At 71.8% G+C, this 18,655-nt stretch carries 14 protein-coding genes; 10 read left to right on the top strand and 4 right to left on the bottom strand.

Annotation, left to right across the window (positions count from 1 at the left end; genetic code table 11):
* Positions 1–4 precede the first annotated feature (4 nt).
* Positions 5–1,183 carry an acyl-CoA dehydrogenase gene (locus EZ242_RS05400; protein WP_135284305.1) on the top strand — a complete coding sequence of 393 codons (1,179 nt, stop codon included), beginning with the start codon at positions 5–7 and terminating at the stop codon, positions 1,181–1,183.
* A 239-nt stretch (positions 1,184–1,422) separates the two neighbouring features.
* Here EZ242_RS05400 and EZ242_RS05395 read toward each other — a convergent pair whose 3' ends face one another.
* The 3 genes from EZ242_RS05395 to EZ242_RS05385 are packed head-to-tail and all read right to left on the bottom strand — an operon-like array spanning position 1,423 to position 3,221.
* Positions 1,423–2,166 (bottom strand): RES family NAD+ phosphorylase, encoded by a 744-nt coding sequence (locus tag EZ242_RS05395; RefSeq protein WP_135284120.1) that lies wholly within the window; start codon positions 2,164–2,166, stop codon positions 1,423–1,425.
* The gene (locus tag EZ242_RS05390; RefSeq protein WP_135284119.1) at positions 2,163–2,543 is read right to left on the bottom strand and encodes an MbcA/ParS/Xre antitoxin family protein; all 381 of its coding nucleotides are present in this window, start codon (positions 2,541–2,543) and stop codon (positions 2,163–2,165) included. Before EZ242_RS05390 ends, EZ242_RS05395 begins: the two co-directional genes overlap by 4 nt.
* A gap of 54 nt (positions 2,544–2,597) precedes the next feature.
* Positions 2,598–3,221 (bottom strand): DNA-3-methyladenine glycosylase, encoded by a 624-nt coding sequence (locus tag EZ242_RS05385; protein ID WP_135284118.1) that lies wholly within the window; start codon positions 3,219–3,221, stop codon positions 2,598–2,600.
* Positions 3,222–3,332: 111 nt separating this feature from the next.
* Between EZ242_RS05385 and imuA the strand changes: the two genes are divergently transcribed.
* From imuA to EZ242_RS05350, 7 genes are all read left to right on the top strand, one after another.
* Positions 3,333–4,118, top strand: a complete 786-nt coding sequence (gene imuA / locus EZ242_RS05380; protein ID WP_240786998.1) for a translesion DNA synthesis-associated protein ImuA — start codon at positions 3,333–3,335, stop codon at positions 4,116–4,118.
* Positions 4,081–5,424 (top strand): DNA polymerase Y subunit UmuC family protein, encoded by a 1,344-nt coding sequence (locus tag EZ242_RS05375; protein WP_135284116.1) that lies wholly within the window; start codon positions 4,081–4,083, stop codon positions 5,422–5,424. The genes imuA and EZ242_RS05375 overlap by 38 nt, the downstream gene beginning before the upstream one ends.
* A gap of 18 nt (positions 5,425–5,442) precedes the next feature.
* A complete protein-coding gene (locus EZ242_RS05370; protein ID WP_135284115.1) occupies positions 5,443–8,799 on the top strand; it encodes an error-prone DNA polymerase in 3,357 nt (1,118 codons plus the stop codon).
* Positions 8,800–8,810: 11 nt separating this feature from the next.
* Positions 8,811–9,341: an MOSC domain-containing protein gene (locus tag EZ242_RS05365; protein WP_240786997.1), complete on the top strand. Its 531-nt coding sequence runs from the start codon at positions 8,811–8,813 to the stop codon at positions 9,339–9,341.
* A gap of 18 nt (positions 9,342–9,359) precedes the next feature.
* Positions 9,360–9,938, top strand: a complete 579-nt coding sequence (thpR, locus tag EZ242_RS05360; RefSeq protein ID WP_135284114.1) for an RNA 2',3'-cyclic phosphodiesterase — start codon at positions 9,360–9,362, stop codon at positions 9,936–9,938.
* Positions 9,939–10,143: 205 nt separating this feature from the next.
* Entirely contained in the window at positions 10,144–10,854 is a 711-nt protein-coding gene (locus tag EZ242_RS05355; RefSeq protein ID WP_135284113.1) for a GNAT family N-acetyltransferase, read from the top strand.
* Positions 10,855–10,930: 76 nt separating this feature from the next.
* A complete protein-coding gene (locus tag EZ242_RS05350) occupies positions 10,931–13,543 on the top strand; it encodes a ShET2/EspL2 family type III secretion system effector toxin (RefSeq protein WP_135284112.1) in 2,613 nt (870 codons plus the stop codon).
* A gap of 16 nt (positions 13,544–13,559) precedes the next feature.
* Here the strand turns inward: EZ242_RS05350 and EZ242_RS05345 are convergent, their stop codons facing one another.
* Complete coding sequence (locus EZ242_RS05345) at positions 13,560–13,763, bottom strand: hypothetical protein (RefSeq protein WP_135284111.1); 204 nt, start codon at positions 13,761–13,763, stop codon at positions 13,560–13,562.
* A gap of 504 nt (positions 13,764–14,267) precedes the next feature.
* Here EZ242_RS05345 and EZ242_RS05340 point away from each other — a divergent pair.
* Both EZ242_RS05340 and EZ242_RS05335 read left to right on the top strand, forming a co-directional pair.
* Entirely contained in the window at positions 14,268–16,298 is a 2,031-nt protein-coding gene (locus EZ242_RS05340; RefSeq protein ID WP_167784654.1) for a tetratricopeptide repeat protein, read from the top strand.
* Entirely contained in the window at positions 16,295–18,640 is a 2,346-nt protein-coding gene (locus tag EZ242_RS05335) for a glycosyltransferase family 2 protein (RefSeq protein ID WP_135284109.1), read from the top strand. The genes EZ242_RS05340 and EZ242_RS05335 overlap by 4 nt, the downstream gene beginning before the upstream one ends.
* Positions 18,641–18,655: the final 15 nt, after the last annotated feature.

The following is an 18,655-nucleotide window of genomic DNA, read 5'->3' as shown; positions in this document are numbered from 1 at the left end:
CATCATGGCCACCAAGGCGAGCTTCAACTGGGCCGACCCGCTGCTGCTGGACGCGCAGCTCACCGACGAGGAACGCGCCGTGCGCGAGGCCGCCCAGGCCTACTGCCAGGACCGCCTGGCCCCGCGCGTGCTGGAGGCCTTCCGCGCCGAAACCGCCGACCCGGGCATCTTCCGTGAGATGGGCGAGCTCGGCCTGCTGGGCCCCACCATCCCCGAGCAGTACGGCGGCGCCGGCCTCAACTACGTCTGCTACGGCCTCATCGCGCGCGAGGTCGAGCGCGTGGACTCGGGCTACCGCTCCATGATGAGCGTGCAGTCCTCGTTGGTCATGGTTCCGATCAACGAGTTCGGCAACGAGGCCACCAAGCAGAAGTACCTGCCCAAGCTCGCCACCGGCGAATCCATCGGCTGTTTCGGCCTGACCGAACCCAACCACGGCTCCGACCCCGGCAGCATGATCACCCGCGCGCGCAAGGTGGACGGCGGCTACAAGCTCACCGGCAGCAAGATGTGGATCTCCAATTCACCCTTCGCCGACGTGTTCGTGGTCTGGGCCAAGGACGACGAGGGCGCCATCCGCGGCTTCGTGCTGGAGAAGGGCTGGAAGGGCCTCTCTGCGCCCAAGATCCAAGGCAAGGTGGGCCTGCGTGCGTCCGTCACCGGCGAGATCGTGATGGACGAGGTGTTCTGCCCCGAGGAGAACGCCTTCCCTGAAGTGCGCGGCCTGAAGGGTCCGTTCACCTGCCTCAACTCCGCGCGCTACGGCATCGCCTGGGGCGCGCTCGGCGCGGCCGAGGACTGCTGGCACCGCGCCCGCCAGTACGTGCTGGACCGCAAGCAGTTCGGCAAGCCGCTGGCGGCCAACCAGCTCATTCAGAAGAAGCTGGCCGACATGCAGACCGAGATCACGCTGGGCCTGCAAGGATGCCTGCGCCTGGGCCGCATGAAGGACGAGGGCACGGCCTCGGTGGAGATCACCTCCATCATGAAGCGCAACTCCTGCGGCAAGGCCCTGGACATCGCCCGCCTGGCCCGCGACATGATGGGCGGCAACGGCATCAGCGACGAGTTCGGCGTCGCGCGGCACCTGGTGAACCTGGAGGTGGTCAACACCTACGAGGGCACGCATGACATCCACGCGCTGATCCTGGGCCGGGCGCAGACGGGGATCGCGGCGTTCTGAGGCCGTCGACGGGCCCGCGTGGTGGTCTCGCGCGAGGCTTCGACAAGCTCAGCCCGAACGGGAGTCAGGGAGACGCGCCTCATGGCCGTTCTTCCTGAGCTTCCAATCACCGCGGCCAAAGCCCCGGGGAAAGACATTTCTGATCAAACACATCCGTTCGCCCTGAGCTTGTCGAAGGGCCTGTCCTGAGCTTGTCGAAGGGCTCGCGTGGTCGTCTCGCGAAATGGGCTTCGACAAGCTCAGCCCGAACGGCTTGGGGGGCGACGGGGGCTCTCCCCACCGCCGAACTCGATCTGCAGCCACTCGCCCCCGTGCGCGAACAGCACCCGCCGCGCGGTGATCTTGCAGGCCCAGGTCTGCTGTGCGTGCGGCTGGGGCAGGCGAAGCGACTTCGGCTCCAGCACGGCCTGGCACCGCCCACCTTCGTGCCGGGCCGATTCGTAGCGGATGGCATCGATGACCGGTGAATGCGTCCGCACGGCATCGGCCAGGCGCTGGCAGGCGACGTAGTCGTCCGGGTCGCGCCAGTGCTGGCGCCGCGCGTCCCAGGGCGGTGCGCTCAAGTCCAGCTCGGACCCGCTGAAGCGCGCGCGGAAGAAGGTGAACTCATTCACCAGCTCACCCTCGCGCAGGCCGTCCGAGTCCATGAAGAAGCGCCAGCGCCAGTACGCGATCTCGTGCGCCACGGTCGCGGGTGCATCGGCGCCGTACCAGACCCCCGCGTGGTCGGCGCGCCGGAAGCGCGACGGCCAGGGCGAGCGGTAGCGAAAGGGCGTGGCGATCAGGTAGTGCAGGCGCTCGCAACCCGGGGGCAGGGGCGGCTTGCTCGCTTCGAGCAGCTGCTCCAGCAGGTGCTGCTCGTCGAGGTCGTCGACCAGGCGCATGGTGGCGACCTGGTGCTGCGCTTCCACGCCCCGCCAAAGATCCCGCCGGGCCGGGGCGGCGCGTTCGAACCAGTCGGCCGGCCACTCGGCCTGCGTCATGCGAGCGCGCGGGCGCCGTCCAGGTAGCGCAGCACCTGCACCAGGCCTTCGGCCGTCTGCACGGCCTCGCGCGGGGTCTGGTTGAAGGCGCGGTTGAAGCTGTCCATCCAGGCGCGGCGCTGCCGGTCGTCATTGCCGACCAGGGCGTCCAGCGAGCGATAGACGCGCACCAGCAGGGTGGCCAGCTCGGCCGGCTTGGTGTCCAGCTCGAAATGCCGCTTGCCGCTGGCCATGCGCGAGATGCTGGCTTCGCTCAGGCCCACGATGCGGGCCAGGGCGGCGTGGGTGAGGCCGAGGAGGGTGGCGGCGCGCACCACGGCCTTGGTCAGCACGACTTCGGCGGGGGTGGGCTCCGGAGTGGCGTAGTGGCGCTGCATGGTCGGTGGTTGCTGTGGACGATGTTAGGCTTCTTTTCTTTCCATGGCAAGACGCTAGGGGCGCCGCCGTGCCGGCCCGGCCCCCAGCGGCAGGCCCATCGCCCGGCTCAGGAACCGCGACCCCGCCCAGCCGAAGCGCCAGGGAACGTCCATGGCCTTGGAGATGCCGATGCGGGGCCCCGTGGCCACCGGCACGCCCTCGGGCGCGGCCCAGACCTCGAAGGGCCGCTCGTCCAGCCGGCAGCCATTGAGGGCGTGCGTGATACCCAGCGCCTGGCCGACCCGTCCCGGCCCCGAGCACAGCAGGCGCGGGTCCGCGAGCCCGCGACGCTCGCGCATGCGTTCCAGCCCGTGGGTGGGCTCGATGGCGCGGATCAGCACGCCGGCGCCGTGGCCGGCTTCACGGCAGACGAAGTTCAGGCACCAGTGGATGCCGTAGGAGCGGTACACGTAGGCCCGCCCCGGCGGGCCGAACATGGCGGCGTTGCGCGGGGTGGGGCCGGGGTGGGCGTGCGAGGCCGGGTCGTCGCGGTCGTAGGCCTCGGTCTCCACGATCACCCCGCCCACGCCGTCCACCAGCAGGGTGGCGCCGATCAAGCAGGGCGCGACCTCATGGGCGTCGAGCGCGAAGTCCTCGGGTTGGAGCAGGCGGGTGGCAGGGGGAGGGGGCGTGGGCATGTGAACAAAACGTGGGTGCGGCGGAAAACCGGGGCGAGAACTTTCCGGGTCTGCCCATCCAGGGCAAAACACTGTATAAACAAACAGCTTTCCTGGCCCTGCCGTCGTCCCGTGTCCGCCATTCTGTCTTCTCCACCCGCAGCCGATCTGGCCTTGCCGTCCCATGTCTGGCGGGGCGCAGAGCAGGCTGCGCAGGAAGAATTCGTCCTGCCTACCGGCCTTCCCCCGCTCGACGCCGTGCTGCCGGGTGGCGGCTGGCCGGTGGGGCAGCTGGTGGAGGTGTTGCAGACGCGCCCGCAGCAGCATGTCTGGCGCCTGCTGGTGCCGGCCCTGGCCCGCGCGGTGCAGGCCGGGCGCGGGCCGGTGGTGCTGGTCGGCCCGCCGCATCCGGTGTTCGCCCCCAGCCTGGCGGCCCAGGGCCTGGCGCCCGAGCGGCTGCTGTGGGTCAAGGCCGTCCCGCCGGCGGCCCGCCTGTGGGCCGCCGAGCAAGCCCTGCGTTGCGCCGAATCGGTGGCGGTGCTGGCCTGGCTGCCGCAGGTGCAGTCGGCCGAGCTGCGTCGCCTGCACCTGGCCGCGCAGCAGCACCGCCGCCTGCTGTTCGCCTTCCGTCCCGAATCTGCCCGTGCGCAGAGTTCGCCCGCCCGCCTGCGCCTGCTGCTCGAGTCGGGCGAGGCGCTCAAGGTGCATGTGCTCAAGCGCCGCGGCCCGCCCCTGGTCTCGCCCGTGCTGCTGCCGCCCTGGCAGGCGCTGCTGGCCGATTGGCTGCGCGCCCGTGCGCGGGGGGAGGCTGCCGTGGGCGAAGTCCCGTCTCTTGCTGTCGCGCCGCCCCCCAGGGCCAGGGCGCGAAGGCCGCTGTCCCATGCCGCACTGGATCGCACTCCCACGTCCGCCGGCTGAGGACGACGCGCAGGCCTGGAGCTGGCATGCCCTGCGCTTCACGCCCCGCGTCGCCTGGCTGGACGAGGCCCTGCTGCTGGAGGTGTCGGCCAGCGAGCGCCTGTTCGGCGGGCGCGAGTCGCTGCGCCGGCAGTTGCTGGCGCCGGGCGAGCCGCTGGCGGCGCCGGCGCACTGGGCCGAGGGCGCCACCTGCCTGGTCGCGCTGGCCTTGCTGCGCCTGAAGGCACGCGGCCAGGCCCTCCCGGCGCTGCTGCCGCAGGGACTGCCGCTCGGCGCCATGAGCGCCGCCCTGCCGCACGTGCCCCTGCTGGAGCGCACCGGCGTGCGCACCTGGGGGCAGCTCAGGGCGCTGCCGCGGGGGCCGGTGGCGCGGCGTTTCGGAGCCGGGCTGCTGGAGGCGCTGGACATCGCCTGGGGCGAGCGGCCGGCGCGCCACCATTGGCTGCAACTGCCCGAGGTGTTCGACCTGAACGTGGAGCTGCCCTCCCTGGCCACCGCCGCGCCCGAGCTGATGTGGACGGCCCAGCGCCTGCTCGGGCAGATGCAGCTGTGGCTGCGCGCACGCCATCGCGGCGTGCTGGCCCTGGCGCTGGAATGGACGCTGGACCTCAAGCGCCTGGACGGCGTGGCCTTGCCCTCGCACGAGCGGCTGGTGGTGCGCACCGCCGAGCCGGCGCAGGAGACGGCCCACCTGCGCCGGCTGGTGGGCGAGCAGCTGGGCCGCGCGCAGCTGGCCGCGCCGGCCAACCACCTGCGCCTGCGCAGCCTGGAGACCGCCCCCTGGAAAGCCGCCAGCCGCAGTTTCCTGCCCGAGGACAACGTGAGCGGCGACAAGCTGCACGAGCTGATCGAGCGCCTCTCGGCCCGGCTGGGCGAGGACAGCGTGCTGGTGCCCCAGCCCCGTGACGACTGGCGGCCCGAGCGCATGCAGGCCTGGACGCCGGCCGTGAAGGCGCCGCCTTCGCTCCGGCCATCGGCAACGCCTCGCGCGGCAGCCCCCACCCAACCCTCCCCCAGGGGGGGAGGGGAAGACAGGTCCGGCGCCGGCGCGCTCTATCCCCCCTGGCTGCTGCCCGAACCCCTGCCGCTGCCGGTGCGCGACCACCGCCCCTGGTACCAGGGGCCGCTGCGCCTGCTCACGCGTCGCCAGCGCATCGAGACCGGCTGGTGGGAGGAGGGCGGGGCGGTGGTGCGCGACTACTGCATCGCCCGCAGCGAGCAGGCCGGCCTGCTGTGGGTGTTCTGCGAGCAGTCCGCCGCCACGGGCGGTGAGCCGCGCTGGTTCCTGCAGGGCCTGTATGCCTGAAGCCCATGCCTGAAGCCCATGCCTGACAAGCAGCGCAAGGACCTGCTGCGGGGTCCGTTCGACAGGCCGCAAGGCCACGCGCCCAAGGAGCCGGCCGGCCCCTTCGACGGCGACGACGAGGCGCCGCCCCCCTGGGCCGGCAGCGACGAGCTGCCCGGCTACGCCGAGCTGCACGCCCTGAGCAACTTCAGCTTCCAGCGTGGTGCCTCGCATCCGCACGAGCTGGTCCAGCGGGCCTACAACCTGGGCTACGAGGCCCTGGCCCTCACCGACGAATGCTCGGTGGCCGGCGTGGTGCAGGCCCACGTGGCCCTCAAGGAGCACTTGAAGGAAGCGCGCCGCCTGCAGGAGGCCGACGGCCAGCCGCGCCTGCGGCCCTTCCGGCTGATCTTCGGCAGCGAGTTCCGGCTGCCCGAAGGCACCGTAGTGGCCCTGGCGCGCAACACCTTCGCCTGGGGCGACCTGTGCGAGTTCATCAGCGCCGCGCGGCGGCAGGCGGACAAGGGCGAGTACCTGGTCGGCTGGGACCGCAGCGACTGGACCCTGCTGGCCGGCTGCGAAATGCTCTGGGTGCCCGACCGCGACGCGCCGGGCGCCTTCGATGCGGACACCCTCACGGAGAACCTGCGGCGCGCCCGCGCCCACCTGGGCGAGCGCCTCTGGCTGGGCGTGCGCCTGTCGGGCGAGCTCGCCGACGAGCTCTGGCTTGCGCGCCTGCGCCAAGCCGGCGCCGACTGCGCCGTGCCGCTGGTGGCCGCCGGGGGCGTGGTCATGCACCGGCGTTCGCGCAAGAACCTGCACGACGTGATCACCGCCGTGCGCGAAGGCCGGCCGGTGGCCGACTGCGGCTTCGCGCTGCAGTCCAACGCGCAGCGCTACCTGCGCTATCGAACGCGCCTCGCGCAGCTGTACCCGCCCGAGCTGCTCTCGGCCACGCGCGCGGTGGCGGCGCGCTGCCGCTTCACGCTGGAATCCATCCAGTACAACTACCCGCTGGAGACGGTGCGCGCCGGCTGCACGCCCATCGGCATGCTCGCGCGCCTGACCCTGCGCGGCGCGCGGCGGCGTTATCCGCAGGGCGTCTCGGCCGAGCACCGCGCGCAGCTGTCCAAGGAACTGCGGCTCATTGCCGCCAAGCGCTACGAGATGTTCTTCCTCACCGTGGAGGACATCGTGCGCTACGCCAGGAGCCAGGGCATCCTGTGCCAGGGGCGCGGCTCCTCGGCCAACTCGCTCGTGTGCTACTGCCTCCACATCACCGAGGTCTCGCCCGAGCGCACGCGCATGCTGTTCGAGCGCTTCATCAGCATGGAGCGGCACGAGGCGCCCGACATCGACGTGGATTTCGAGCACCAGCGGCGCGAGGAGGTCATCCAGTACATCTACCGCAAGTACGGCCGCGAGCGCGCGGCCATCGCCGCGGTGGTGGTGCGCTATCGCAGCCGCATGGCCATTCGCGACGTGGGCAAGGCGCTGGACATCGACGAACGCCTGGTCGATGCCTTCGCCAAGGACCATCACTGGTTCGAGGTGGACATCCAGTCCGACCGCCTGGTCGAGCTCGCGCGCGGCATGGGCGTGCAGGAGAGCGCGCACCGCATCGGGCTGTGGATGTCGCTCGCGCAGCAGCTGCGCGGCTTTCCGCGGCACCTGAGCCAGCACGTGGGCGGCTTCGTGCTCACGCAGGACCGCCTCACGCGCCTGGTGCCGGTGGAGAACGCCGCCATGCCGGACCGCTCCATCATCCAGTGGGAAAAGGACGACCTGGAAGCCATGGGCCTGCTCAAGGTGGACGTGCTCGCCCTGGGCATGCTCAGCGCGCTGCGCCGCTGCCTGGCGCTGTCCAACCGCTGGCGCGCAAAGGACTGGCAGTTGCAGGACATCCCCGAGGAAGACCCGCAGGTCTACGACATGCTGTGCCGCGCCGAGAGCGTGGGCGTGTTCCAGGTGGAAAGCCGCGCGCAGATGGCCATGCTGCCGCGCCTGCGCCCGCGCCGCTACTACGACCTGGTGGTGCAGGTGGCCATCGTGCGGCCCGGGCCCATCCAGGGCGGCATGGTGCACCCCTACCTGCGCGCGCGGCAGGCGCAGCGCGAAGGCAAGCCGGTGCGCTACGTCAAGGACGAACTGGCCCTGCCCCTGGGGCGCACGCTGGGCGTTCCCATCTTCCAGGAGCAGGTGATGCAACTGGCCATGGTGGCCGCCGGCTTCAGCGCCGACCAGGCCGATGCGCTGCGCCGCTCCATGGCGGCGTGGTCACGCAAGGGCGGGGTGCATCGCTTCCGCGAGCCGCTGGTGGAGGGCATGGTGGCGCGCGGTTACCCGGTGGAATTCGCCGAGGGCATCTTCAAGCAGATCGAAGGCTTCGGCGAATACGGCTTCCCGGAAAGCCACGCCGCCAGCTTCGCGCTGCTGGTGTACTTCAGCAGCTGGTTCAAGTGCCACGAACCGGCCTGCTTCCTGGCGGGCATGCTCAATGCGCAGCCCATGGGCTTCTACACGCCCTTCCAGCTCATTCAGGACGCGCAGCGCCATGGCGTGGAGGTGCGGCCCCTGGACGTCACCGCCAGCGACTGGGACTGCACCCTGGAGGCACCGGGCGGCTCGCGCGAGGCGCACGAGCCGATCGACGGGCGCGGCAACGCCTTGCAGCCGGCCGTGCGCCTGGGCCTGCGCCTCGTCGCGGGCCTGAGCGCCAAGGGCGCAGAGCGCATCGAGGCCGCCCGCAGCGAGCGGCCCTTCGCCGACGTGGAGGACCTCGCCCTGCGCGCCGCCCTGGACCGCAAGGACATGGGCCTGCTGGCCGCCGCCGACGCCCTGTCCACCCTGGCCCGCCACCGCCGCCAGCAGGTCTGGACCGCCACCGCCGCGCGCCGCGCGCCGGGCCTGCTGCGGGACGCCCCCATCCAGGAGGACCTGCTGCACCTGCCGCAGGCCGGGGAGGGCGAGGACATCGTCTTCGACTACGCCGCCACCGGCCTCACGCTGCGCCGGCATCCGCTGGCGCTGCTGCGCCCCCGGCTGGACGAAGCCGGCTGGCGCAGCGCGGCGGCGCTGGGCCGCCTGCCGCACGAGGCCCGCGCGCGCGCCTGCGGCATCGTCAACATGCGCCAGCGCCCGCCCACGGCCAAGGGCGTGATGTTCGTCACCCTGGAGGACGAGACCGGCACCATCAACGTCATCGTCTGGAACGACCTGGTCGAGCGCCAGCGCAACGAGCTCCTGCGCGCGCGGCTGCTGGCCGTCGAGGGCACCTGGCAGCGCGACCCGCAAAGCGGCGGCCGCGTGCGCCACCTGGTCGCGCACCGGGTGGAAGACCTCACGCCCTGGCTGGGGCGTCTGGCCCAGCAGGGGCGCAGCCGGGATTTCCACTAAGGTCGCCCGTCATGCCTGCCCTGCCCCCCATGCCCGACCTGCGTTCCCTCACCCGAACCTTTCCCCAGGCCGGCCGGCTCGATGCCATCCTGCTGCGCCCCGCGCGCGGGCAGGAAGTCGTGAGCGTCGCCTCGGCGCAGGCCCTGGCCGGGCGCGGCCTGGACGGCGACCGCAGCGCCGCCACCGGCCGAGCGGGTGGCAAGCGGCAGGTGACGCTGCTGCAGGCCGAGCACCTGCCGGCCGTGGCCGCCTTCCTCGGCCGGGCCGCACTCGATCCCGCCCTGCTGCGGCGCAACCTCGTCGTCTCGGGCCTGAACCTCGCCGCCGCGCGCACGCTCTTTGCGGACCAGCCCCTGCTGCTCGCCATCGGCGAGCAGGTGCGCCTGCAGATCACCGGGCCCTGCGATCCCTGCTCCAAGATGGAGGCTGCCCTTGGCCCCGGAGGCTACAACGTCCTGCGGGGTCACGGCGGCCTCACGGCCCGCATCGTGCAGGGTGGGGCGCTTTCCTGCGGCGACGCCGTCCGCGTGGTCCAGGCTTGATCCTTCCGCCACCTCGCCATGCCGAACGCCCCCGCCGCCGAACCCCATCGCCGCCTCTTCATCGGCCTCATCGCCCCGCCCGAGGTGCGCGAGACCGTGCTCGCCTGGCGCGCGGGCTGGCAGTGGCCGCGCGGGGTCGCCTTCTCGGCCCCCGCGCACTGGCACCTGACCCTGCACTTCCTGGGGGACACGCCCGAATCGACGCTGCCGGCGCTGCAGGACGCCTTGGCCACGGTGCGCTTTTCCCGCTTCACGCTGCGCCTGGGCCAGCCCGAGGCCTGGCCGCGCGGGCTCGTGGTGCTGCGGCCGGAACCCGAGCCGCGGCTGGATGCGCTGCATGCGCAGGTGCTGCAGGCCGTGCAGGCCTGCGGTCTCGCGGCCGACGCCGGCCTGCCCTGGAAGCCCCACCTCACGCTGGCGCGCAAGGCGGGCGGTGCCGTGCCGCCGACGCAGGCACTGGCCACCGCGTGGACGGTGGATGCGCTCTCGCTCGTCTGGTCGCGCCTGCCGCCTTCGGTGCCGCGGACGCGCTACGAGGAAATCGGCCGCTGGCCGGCGAACGACGGAGTGACTCCCTCCCCCTCTGGGGGAGGGTAAGGGTGGGGGCCCGTGCGCCGACCACGCTGCTGCAAGCGAGCCCCCATCCCAGCCTTCCCCCAGAGGGAGAAGGGGCCGAAGCCTCTGACCAGCGCCGGCTGAATGCGAGCTGACGACCGGCCCTTTTGCTGGGTATTCCCGGGACCGTGGCAAGGCGCCGCGCCGATAGCCTGCGCACTCCTACAACGCACCTGCGGAGATATCCATGAACAACTTTGCCGGCTTCTCGTCAGCTCTTGGCAACCTGTCGCGCACGGCGATGACGCGCACGGCCAAAGAGTTTCCACCCATGTCCCGCGCGCGTGGCCTGTGTTCGGAGGGCTCGAAGACCGTGCCGGGCACCACCGCCGCCCGGCCCGCCATCGAGCGTACGTCCGTGCTCAAGGATGGACGCGAGGCGACGGTGCGCCGCCTCGAACCACGCGAGGTGGGCGCGCTCGCGAGCTTCCACGCCAAGCGGATGCAGTTCGCTGATCTCTTCGCGCACAAGGAGCTCAGCGAGCGCGCCGTGCGAAATCACTTCCTCGCCCACGAGACGCCGGGTGAAGACGCTCTCGCCGCGATCGTCGCTGACAAGGTCGTCGGCACCGCGACCATCGAAGCGCAGCCGCTGGAGATGGAGCTTCCGATCGACGGCCATATCCTCGCCGCGAAGGGCATGAAGGAAAGCGAGGTCTGCGTCGGCCGGATGATGGTCGATCCGGACTTCCGCGGCATCGGCGTCGGCCGTGCCCTCAAGGAGGCCCAGCTCGTGGCCGCCGCGGATTCCGGCTACAAGGCCGTCGCCGGCCTGACCCACAGCGCCGCGCTCAAGCACGTGGTCCGCACGCTGGGCGGGTCGGTGCAGGAGGGAATGGGGCAGACCTGGACGGTCGTGCGCTGCGACGGCCCCGGTCCGGCACCCGAGAAGACATGAGACCGGCTCGGTCCCTGCCACAGGTGCTTGCACGCGTGGCAGGCTTCGGCGCACCGAATTCCGCATCGGCCTGACCATGCTTGCCGCCAGCGCCCCGCGGCACGCCTGCGCCGTCGGCGTCACTCCCCCGGAGGCCGCGGAGCGCCTGGCCCACGCCGCACAGCTCGATGCCGCCCTCGCCGATTCCGAACTGCACGGCTTGGGCCTCTCGCTCCTGGAATGCCTCGAAGGCGCGCACCTGGATCTCACGCGCTTGCCGCAGGGCATCGGCTACCTCGTGCCACTGGGCGCCTGGGAGGTGCTCGCTCGACATGGTGTCACGCAGCTCACCTTGCCCGCGCCGCGCGACAACGAGGAGCTCCAGTCGGTTCTTCCCGGACTGAACGCCTTGCCTGTCCTGGAGCAGCTCACAGTCGGTGCGCCGATGCGCGGCGAAATCATCGAGCTGCACAAGCTGGATGGCCGGCCTGGCCTGTCCATCATGATGGACTGCGGGCGCGTGGCGGGGTGGCGGGTGACCGCCCCGCCGCGCGCGCACGTGAGGGCCATCGGTGCGTGCGCGCAGCAGCTCCATTCGCCCGAAGCGACCGTGGAGTACCTGGAAGCGGACGGCCGCACGACAGGAACGCGCATCGTGCTCGCCGGCTTGTGGCGCGTCCGCAGGCACGCAGACGCGCGAGGCGCCGTGGACCTGAACGGGCAGGCGCGGTTCGGGTCGGGTGAGCGTCACCGCGAAGGCCTGATGCAAGACACCATCGTTTGCCGCCATCTCTCCCTGCAGTGGCTGATGAACCGGGCGGCCGACGTCGAGTCCTCCGCGCCGCGCGGGCGTCGGGGCTTCGCCTCCAGCAAGGACATCACGCAGCAGGTGGCTGGCGCCGTGAACAAGAGCTATTACCGCCTGTCCCGCGGCGAAGCCCGGCCCGTGGCTCTCTGCACCCGCGGCGGCTTCGTGGCGCTGCTGCGGCACCTTTTCGATTCCATGCAGCCAGGCCAGGCCCGTCGCTTCGCGCTCGTCACCCACACGCACGTGCTTGGGCTGGAGTTGCAGATGGCAGCAGGCTCACCGGACGCATGGGGCGGGCGCGAACACGTCGTGACCCTCTACGACCCCAACGATACGGCTGCCGAATACGTGCTGGTGGTCCACGACGCGCAGCACCTGGTGCACTCCGACATTCCGTTCTGCGCGTCCTACTTCTATCCGGATGCCTTGCAGGTGATGGCTGCCTACGCATTCGACCGCCCGGCCAGCGAGCTTGCCGCGCCTGCCACACGGTGCTTCGGCCTGCACGATGCGCGCCTTTCCGACCCATCGCATCTGTTCGTGGCCATGAAGGTGGGTTGCACGAAGTTGATTCACGGCGGTGTCCAACACCTGCTCGGCACGACCGGGCTGAGTCGCGAGGATCGCCTCCGCGCTCTGGTGTCCGAGGTACGAACGTCAGGCGATCGCGTTGCCAGCTCGGCCCTGGACATAGGCCTGGAGTTCGGGCGATGCGATGCCGTCGCTTTTTACGTCGATGCCCTGGTGCACGCGCCGGCCGACGTGCTCACGGACGAGGAGCGCTGCGCCATATTGCTCACCGGCGGACTGGAGGAGGCGACCGGACGGCGCAGCGTGATGCTGGACCTGCTCCAGTATCCGTCCTGCCCGCAAGCACCTGCGCTGTATGCGCGCCTGCTGCTCGAGGCGGCCCGCAGCCGCTGCGGGCTCCGGATCCGCCTCTCCCAGGGCGACGGCGCCGGCTGGCCACGCGCGCTGGCGATCGCAGCCATCACGCCGACGCGAGGCGCACCCTTGCCACCCTCCGTGTCCGGCAGCCGGGACACGAACATTTACGCCGTGGTCCTGGAAGTGATCGCCAGCAAGCACCTCAGTCCTGCGGACAAGGAGAACTTCCTGCGCTGGGCGCTGCCCTTGCGTCCGCGTCCCAGCGCCGCGGCCGCAATGGCCTGCGCCATCCTCGACGCGGGCATCGATGCGCGATGGCAGGTGCGCCTGCTCCGCGCCATGCGTTTCGACTTCGCGGCCACGGCTCGGCGGCTCGTCGAACGGCCTCGCCATGCGGACCTGGACTGGCTGCGGCGCATCCTGCACGCCATGCCCGAATCGGCCCTGTCCTGGCCGGAGCGACGCCTCGCCGATTCCCTGCAGGTCCTGCTGAAAAACTTCGTGCGGCCGCATGCGCGCCCGCCCCTGCAGGAACTGCTGTCCGCCCCCGGCGTGCAGGTCACCGCCACGGACCACGACGAGGACAGTTTTCGCCGGCATGGCCTGCGTGCCCTGCGGGTTGACCGGAACCCGGGCTGGATGGTGTGCGACGCCGAGGTGGCGCTGGAGGGGCTGGAGCCGTACCGGCTGCGTCCTGGCATGCGGGCTGGCGCTTGCGGGGATGGCGGGCGCATTCTGTACCTGCTCGCGGTGGAGCGGCTGCGGCCTCGGCAACGCAGCCGGTTGGAAGCTGCAGGGGGGGCTGTGGCCACTGGACCGTTGCCCGACACGACGCCGGCGGCGCCCGGACCCGGCGAGCCTCGGCGGGCTCATTTCGGCTCGCCGGCACGCAAGGCGCCGCCACGCCCGGCGAGTGAGGCGGCCTCGGGCGGCAAGGCGCTGCGCACCGAGGCCGATGCGGCGGCGCGTTGGCATGTCGTGGATGCGGCCGACCTTGGCTCGCGGCGCCGCTGAGCCCTCGACCTTGCCCTCACCGCCGGGGTGGGCGCTGTGGGGGCAGCGCGGGATCCGCCGCGGCGTCGGCCGGCGCACTGCGCTGCAGCCCCACTGCGCCAAGCACAGAATCCCCGTCATCGCCGCCGCCGCAGCCCGCCAGCCCCAGGCTCATGCCGAGCAACAGGGCGAGCGCCCAGCGAAGCCGGGAAAAAGCAGCAACCACGCGCAGTGTTTCCATGAAATATTCCTCCCGCAAGCGAAGCTCAGGCTAAGCAGGCGGCAGGCGGCCCGGCGTAGGACGCCGCCGCAGGGTGGGAGGCGCCGCCGGCTCGTGCGAATGTCCGAACCCACGGAGCGGGCAAGACTGCTTACGAATTAAGCAACCTGCCGCGCCGCCTTATGCAATGGGCCTTCCCGACCCGGCCACGCGCGTTCCGCACAGACTTATTCACAGAAGCTGTGAGCAGATCCCTGCGGGCCGGCGGCGTCCTGTCCTACGCGCCACGGTCTCCGGCATGATCCGCCCGAAGCACCCGGCGCGGGCGCTAGCATTGCGCCCGGCGCAGACCTGACGGAGCTCGATCGATTGCAGTCTCATTCCCCACTTCCGCCGGTGCGACCCCGGCGTTCCGGTCACGTTTCCGCTTTCTTTCTTCTTGCCCTGGCGGCCCTGGGCAGCGCCGCCGCCCCGGCAGCGGCGCAACCGGCGTCGTCGTCCGGCAACGCACAGGCAGCTTCCGATGTGGACGAGCTCTTGCACCAGGCCCGTGCCCACGCGAGCGCCGACCGCAACCGCGAATCGGCCGATGCCTTCGCCCGGGTGCTGGAGCGGGCTCCGCAGCGCCGGGCGGAGCTGCTGCCCGAATACGCCGACCAGCTCACCTATTCCGAGCGCGCGGCGCAGGCCGTGCCCCTGTACCGCGAAGCCCTGGCGGGCGTGCCTGAGGGTGAGCCGCGCCAGCGCCTGCGCAAGGGTCTCGCGTTGGCCCTGCTGTGGTCCGGCCAGCACCTTGCGGCCCGCGAGGCCTACGAGGACGTCCTCGAGCGCAGCCCCGGCGACCGGGATGCGCAGCGTAACCTGGCGCGCGCCCTGGCCTGGGGCGGCCAGCCGCAGGCCGCCGTCCAGCGCCTGCGCGAGCTGCTGCGCACGGAGGCCGACGACCGCGAGGCGCGCCTGCTGCTCGCGCAGACGCAAAAGGACATGGGCGAGGCCGATGCCGCCCGCGAAACGCTGTCCCATGCCTCGCTGGCGCAGGACGAAGCCGCCGTGCGCCTGCGCCGCGAACTGGAGGGCGCCCAGGCGCAGCCGGCATCCGATGCGCCGGCCATCGAGCGCCTCGTGGAGCAGGCCCGCGACGCCGCTCGCAGCGACCGCAACCGCGAGGCGGCCGGTCTGTTCGCCCAGGCCCTGGCGCGCGCACCGCAGCGCCGGCGCGAGTGGCTGCTGGACTACGCCGAGCAGCTCACGTATTCGGAGCGCGCGCGGCAGGCCGTGCCGCTGTACCGCGAAGCCCTGGGCGGCGAGCTGGGCGCCGAACAACGCCAGCGGGCCCTCCGAGGGCTGGGGCTTGCCCTGCTCTGGTCGGACCGGCCCAGCGCGGCGCGCGAAGCGTACGAAGAACTGCTGCGCCTCGCCCCGGGCGATGTCGATGCGCGTCGCCAGCTCGCGCAGGCACTGAGCTGGAGCGGCCGCCAGCGCGCCTCGGCCGCGGTGCTGGAGGGCGTGCTGCGCGAGAACCCGCAGGACGCTCAGGCCCGCGCCCAGCTCGCGCAGTCGCAGCTGTGGCTGGGACGGCCGGACGCTGCCGCGCGGGCGCTTGCGCAGCCCGGGCTGGACTCGGACGCGCGGGTGCTCGCGCTGCGCAGGGACATCGCCCAGGCCGTGGCGCCGCGCACCAGCGCCGAGACGCAGCGCTCGACGCAGTCGGACGACCTCGACATCGACAGCCTGCGCCTCGCGCACGAGGTGCCGCTCGCGCAGGGCCGGGGCGCGGCCGGCCTGCGCCTGGCACGCACCGAGTTCGAGCGCGAGGACGGCAGCGACGCGGTGCGCCTCACGCGACCGTCGGCCTTCGGACGCTGGCGCTTCAACGACGCCTTTGAACTCAACGCCGAGCTGGGCGTTGAGCGCATCGAGCCTCGGGCCACCGATGGCATCGACAAATGGGTCTACGCCACCTGGCTCACCTGGTGGCCGAGCGACCTCGTGCGCATGGACTTCAGCTCCTCGCGCGTGAGCTTCGACAACCTGCGCTCGCTGCGCCTGGGCCTCACGGCCATCCAGAACGGTGTCTCCATGGACCTCACGCCCGACGAGCGGCAACGCTACAACGTCAAGATCGAACGCGGCCTGTATTCCGACGGCAACCGCCGCTGGACCGCACAGGCCAGCGGCGAGTGGCGATGGCGGCCCAAGCCCGAGGTCTGGCTGGGACTGCGGCACGGCCGCTCCGAGTTCGCGCAGCGCCTGGACAACGGCTACTTCAACCCGGACCGCGTGCGCGTCACGCAGGGCACGCTGCGGGTGAACCACCGGTTCGCGGGCGACGGCCCCTGGGACCTGTCCGCCTTCCTCGCGCTGGGCCGCGAGCAGGCAGTGCCGGACGGCAGCAAGCCCGCGTGGGACGCCAGCCTGGCGCTGGGCCGGCGGCTCGGTCCGGACACGCGGCTGGAAGCCCGGCTGCAGCGCTTCAGTTCGCGCACGGGCACGGCCGCCGGCGTGAGCGGCTTCGAACGCACCACCGCCGGCCTGCGGCTGGAGCATCGCTGGTGAGCGCCGTGCAGAACCCCGCGGCGGCCGCGGCCATCGCCCAGCAGCCGCTGCTGCTCATCGGGTTCGGCAGCGACACCGTGTCGGAGGTGATCGCGCCGCTCGCGGCGGCCGGCTACAAGCTGCGCCTGGGCGGACCGCAGGACCTCGCGCGCGGGGGGCCGTGGAGCCTGGTGATCGCGACGCCCTCCATTCCCGGCCTGGGCTCGCTGGAACTGCTCGCAGCCCTGCGCGGCGAGACGGCCGCCACCGCCGCCGGCCTGCTGGTGATCGGACCACAGCAGCAGCTGGCCGCCTCGGGCGCACTCGGCTCGGCGCGGGCGCACACCGGCGTGGACGTGCAGGGCCTGCCCTGGCCCTTCGAGCCCAGCCAGCTCGTGGAGCGTGTGCAGGCCATGATCCGCGCTGCGAGCACCGCCCTGGAAGGCAACACCATCGACCTGCAGCCCGGCATGGCGCCGCAGCTCAAGCTGCTGCAGGAGTCCGAGCTGCTCGGGCGCGTGGCCTCCGAACGCGAGGACCTGCGCGCCGGCCGCGCGCCGGGGGACAGCTTCGTGGCGGCCATCCAGCTGGACGAACTGGCGCACTTCGGTGGGCGCCTGCCGGCGCAGGCCTTGCAGCACCTGTGGCTGCAGGTGGCCGAGCTGGCCGAGCCGGACGCGCTGGCCGACGAGAAGCTCGCCTTCGGCCAGGCCGGCGACCTGCTGCTGCTGATGCCCGCGACCTCGCCGCGCGAGGTGGCGCGGCGCCTGCGCGCGCTGAGCCGCCGTATCGCCGCGCACCGCTTCGATCTGCAGGGCCAGTCGGCCCAGTACACGCCTGCGCTGGGCTACGCCTCGGTGCGACGCAGCGAGGACGCGGTGGAGGCGGTGCGCCACGCGCGCGAGGCGGCGCGGCAATCGGCCCTGCACCTGGACCTGCAGCCGGCGCTGTACCGCGCCCCGCGCGAGGCCGCGCCCAAGCCGCCGCCCAGCTCGGCGCTGGTGCAATGGCTCAGCGGTCTGAAGGCCCGGCATGCGCTGTGGATCCAGTACGCCATCACCATGCTGCTGGGGCTGGGCCTGCCCTTCGTCGTGTACTGGCTGCTGGGGACCAACGGGCTGGACATCAGCCGCGGCGTGTACCTGTTCGTGGTGGTTTCGCTGGCGCTCACGGCCGCCTCGATCTGGGCCGAGGGTTTCCTGGCGATGGAGCGCAGGGACCCGCCCAGCGAACCGGCGGCGCCGTATCCGGCTGCCTCGGCCATCATCGCGGCCTACCTGCCCAACGAGGCGCCGATCATCGAGGACACGGTCCGCGCCTTCCTGCGCGTGCAGTACCCCGGGCCGCTGCAGATCATCCTGGCCTACAACACGCCCAAGGACATGCCCGAGGTGGAGGAGCGGCTGCAGCGCATTGCGCGCGAGCATCCGCGTTTCGTCCCGATGCGGGTGCGCACCAGCACCTCGAAGGCGCAGAACGTCAACGCGGCGCTGCCCTATGCCACCGGGGAGTTCACCGCCGTCTTCGACGCCGACCACCAGCCCGACCCCGACAGCTTCCGCCGCGCCTGGCGCTGGATGTCGCATGGCGCGGACGTGATCCAGGGCCACTGCTTCATCCGCAACGGGGCATCGTCCTGGGTGGCGCGCATGGTGGCGGTGGAGTTCGAGCAGATCTATGCCGTGAGCCACCCGGGCCGCGCGCGCCTGCACGGCTTCGGCATCTTCGGGGGCAGCAACGGCTACTGGCGCACGCCGCTGCTGCGCGAGTTGCGCATGCACGGCTTCATGCTCACCGAGGACATCGACTCGTCCATGCGTGCCGTGCTGCGCGGCAAGCGCATCGTCTCGGACCCGTACCTGGTCTCGCGCGAGCTGGCGCCGGAAACGTTGCAGGCGCTGGCCAAGCAGCGCCTGCGCTGGGCGCAGGGCTGGCTGCAGATTTCGCTCAAGTGGGTGCTGCCGGCCCTGCGTTCGCCGCGCCTTTCGCTGCAGCAGAAGTTGGGCATGCTGCAGCTGCTGGCCTGGCGCGAGGTGTATCCCTGGGTCTCCATGCAGATCCTGCCGCTCATCGCCTGGTGGGCCGTGGAGGCGGGTTCGCTGTCGCGGATCGACTGGTTCGTGCCGCTCTTCGTGGTGACTTCGCTGTTCACGCTCACGACCGGGCCGGGACAGATCTGGTTCGTCTGGAAGCTGGCCGATCCGCAGATCCGCAAGCACTCGCGCTGGCTGTGGTTCTACATGCTCACGTCCACGCTGTTCTACGCGGGCCTGAAGAACGCCTGGAACCGCATCGCGCACCTGAAGGAGGCGCTGGGCGAGACGACCTGGGTGGTGACCACCCGGGCCAAGGCGAAGAAGTGACGGCGCTGCGGCGGG

Origin of the sequence: Ramlibacter rhizophilus (assembly GCF_004681965.1) — a bacterium.
GTDB lineage: Bacteria > Pseudomonadota > Gammaproteobacteria > Burkholderiales > Burkholderiaceae_C > Ramlibacter > Ramlibacter rhizophilus.
This window is presented reverse-complemented; position numbering and strand designations above follow the sequence as displayed.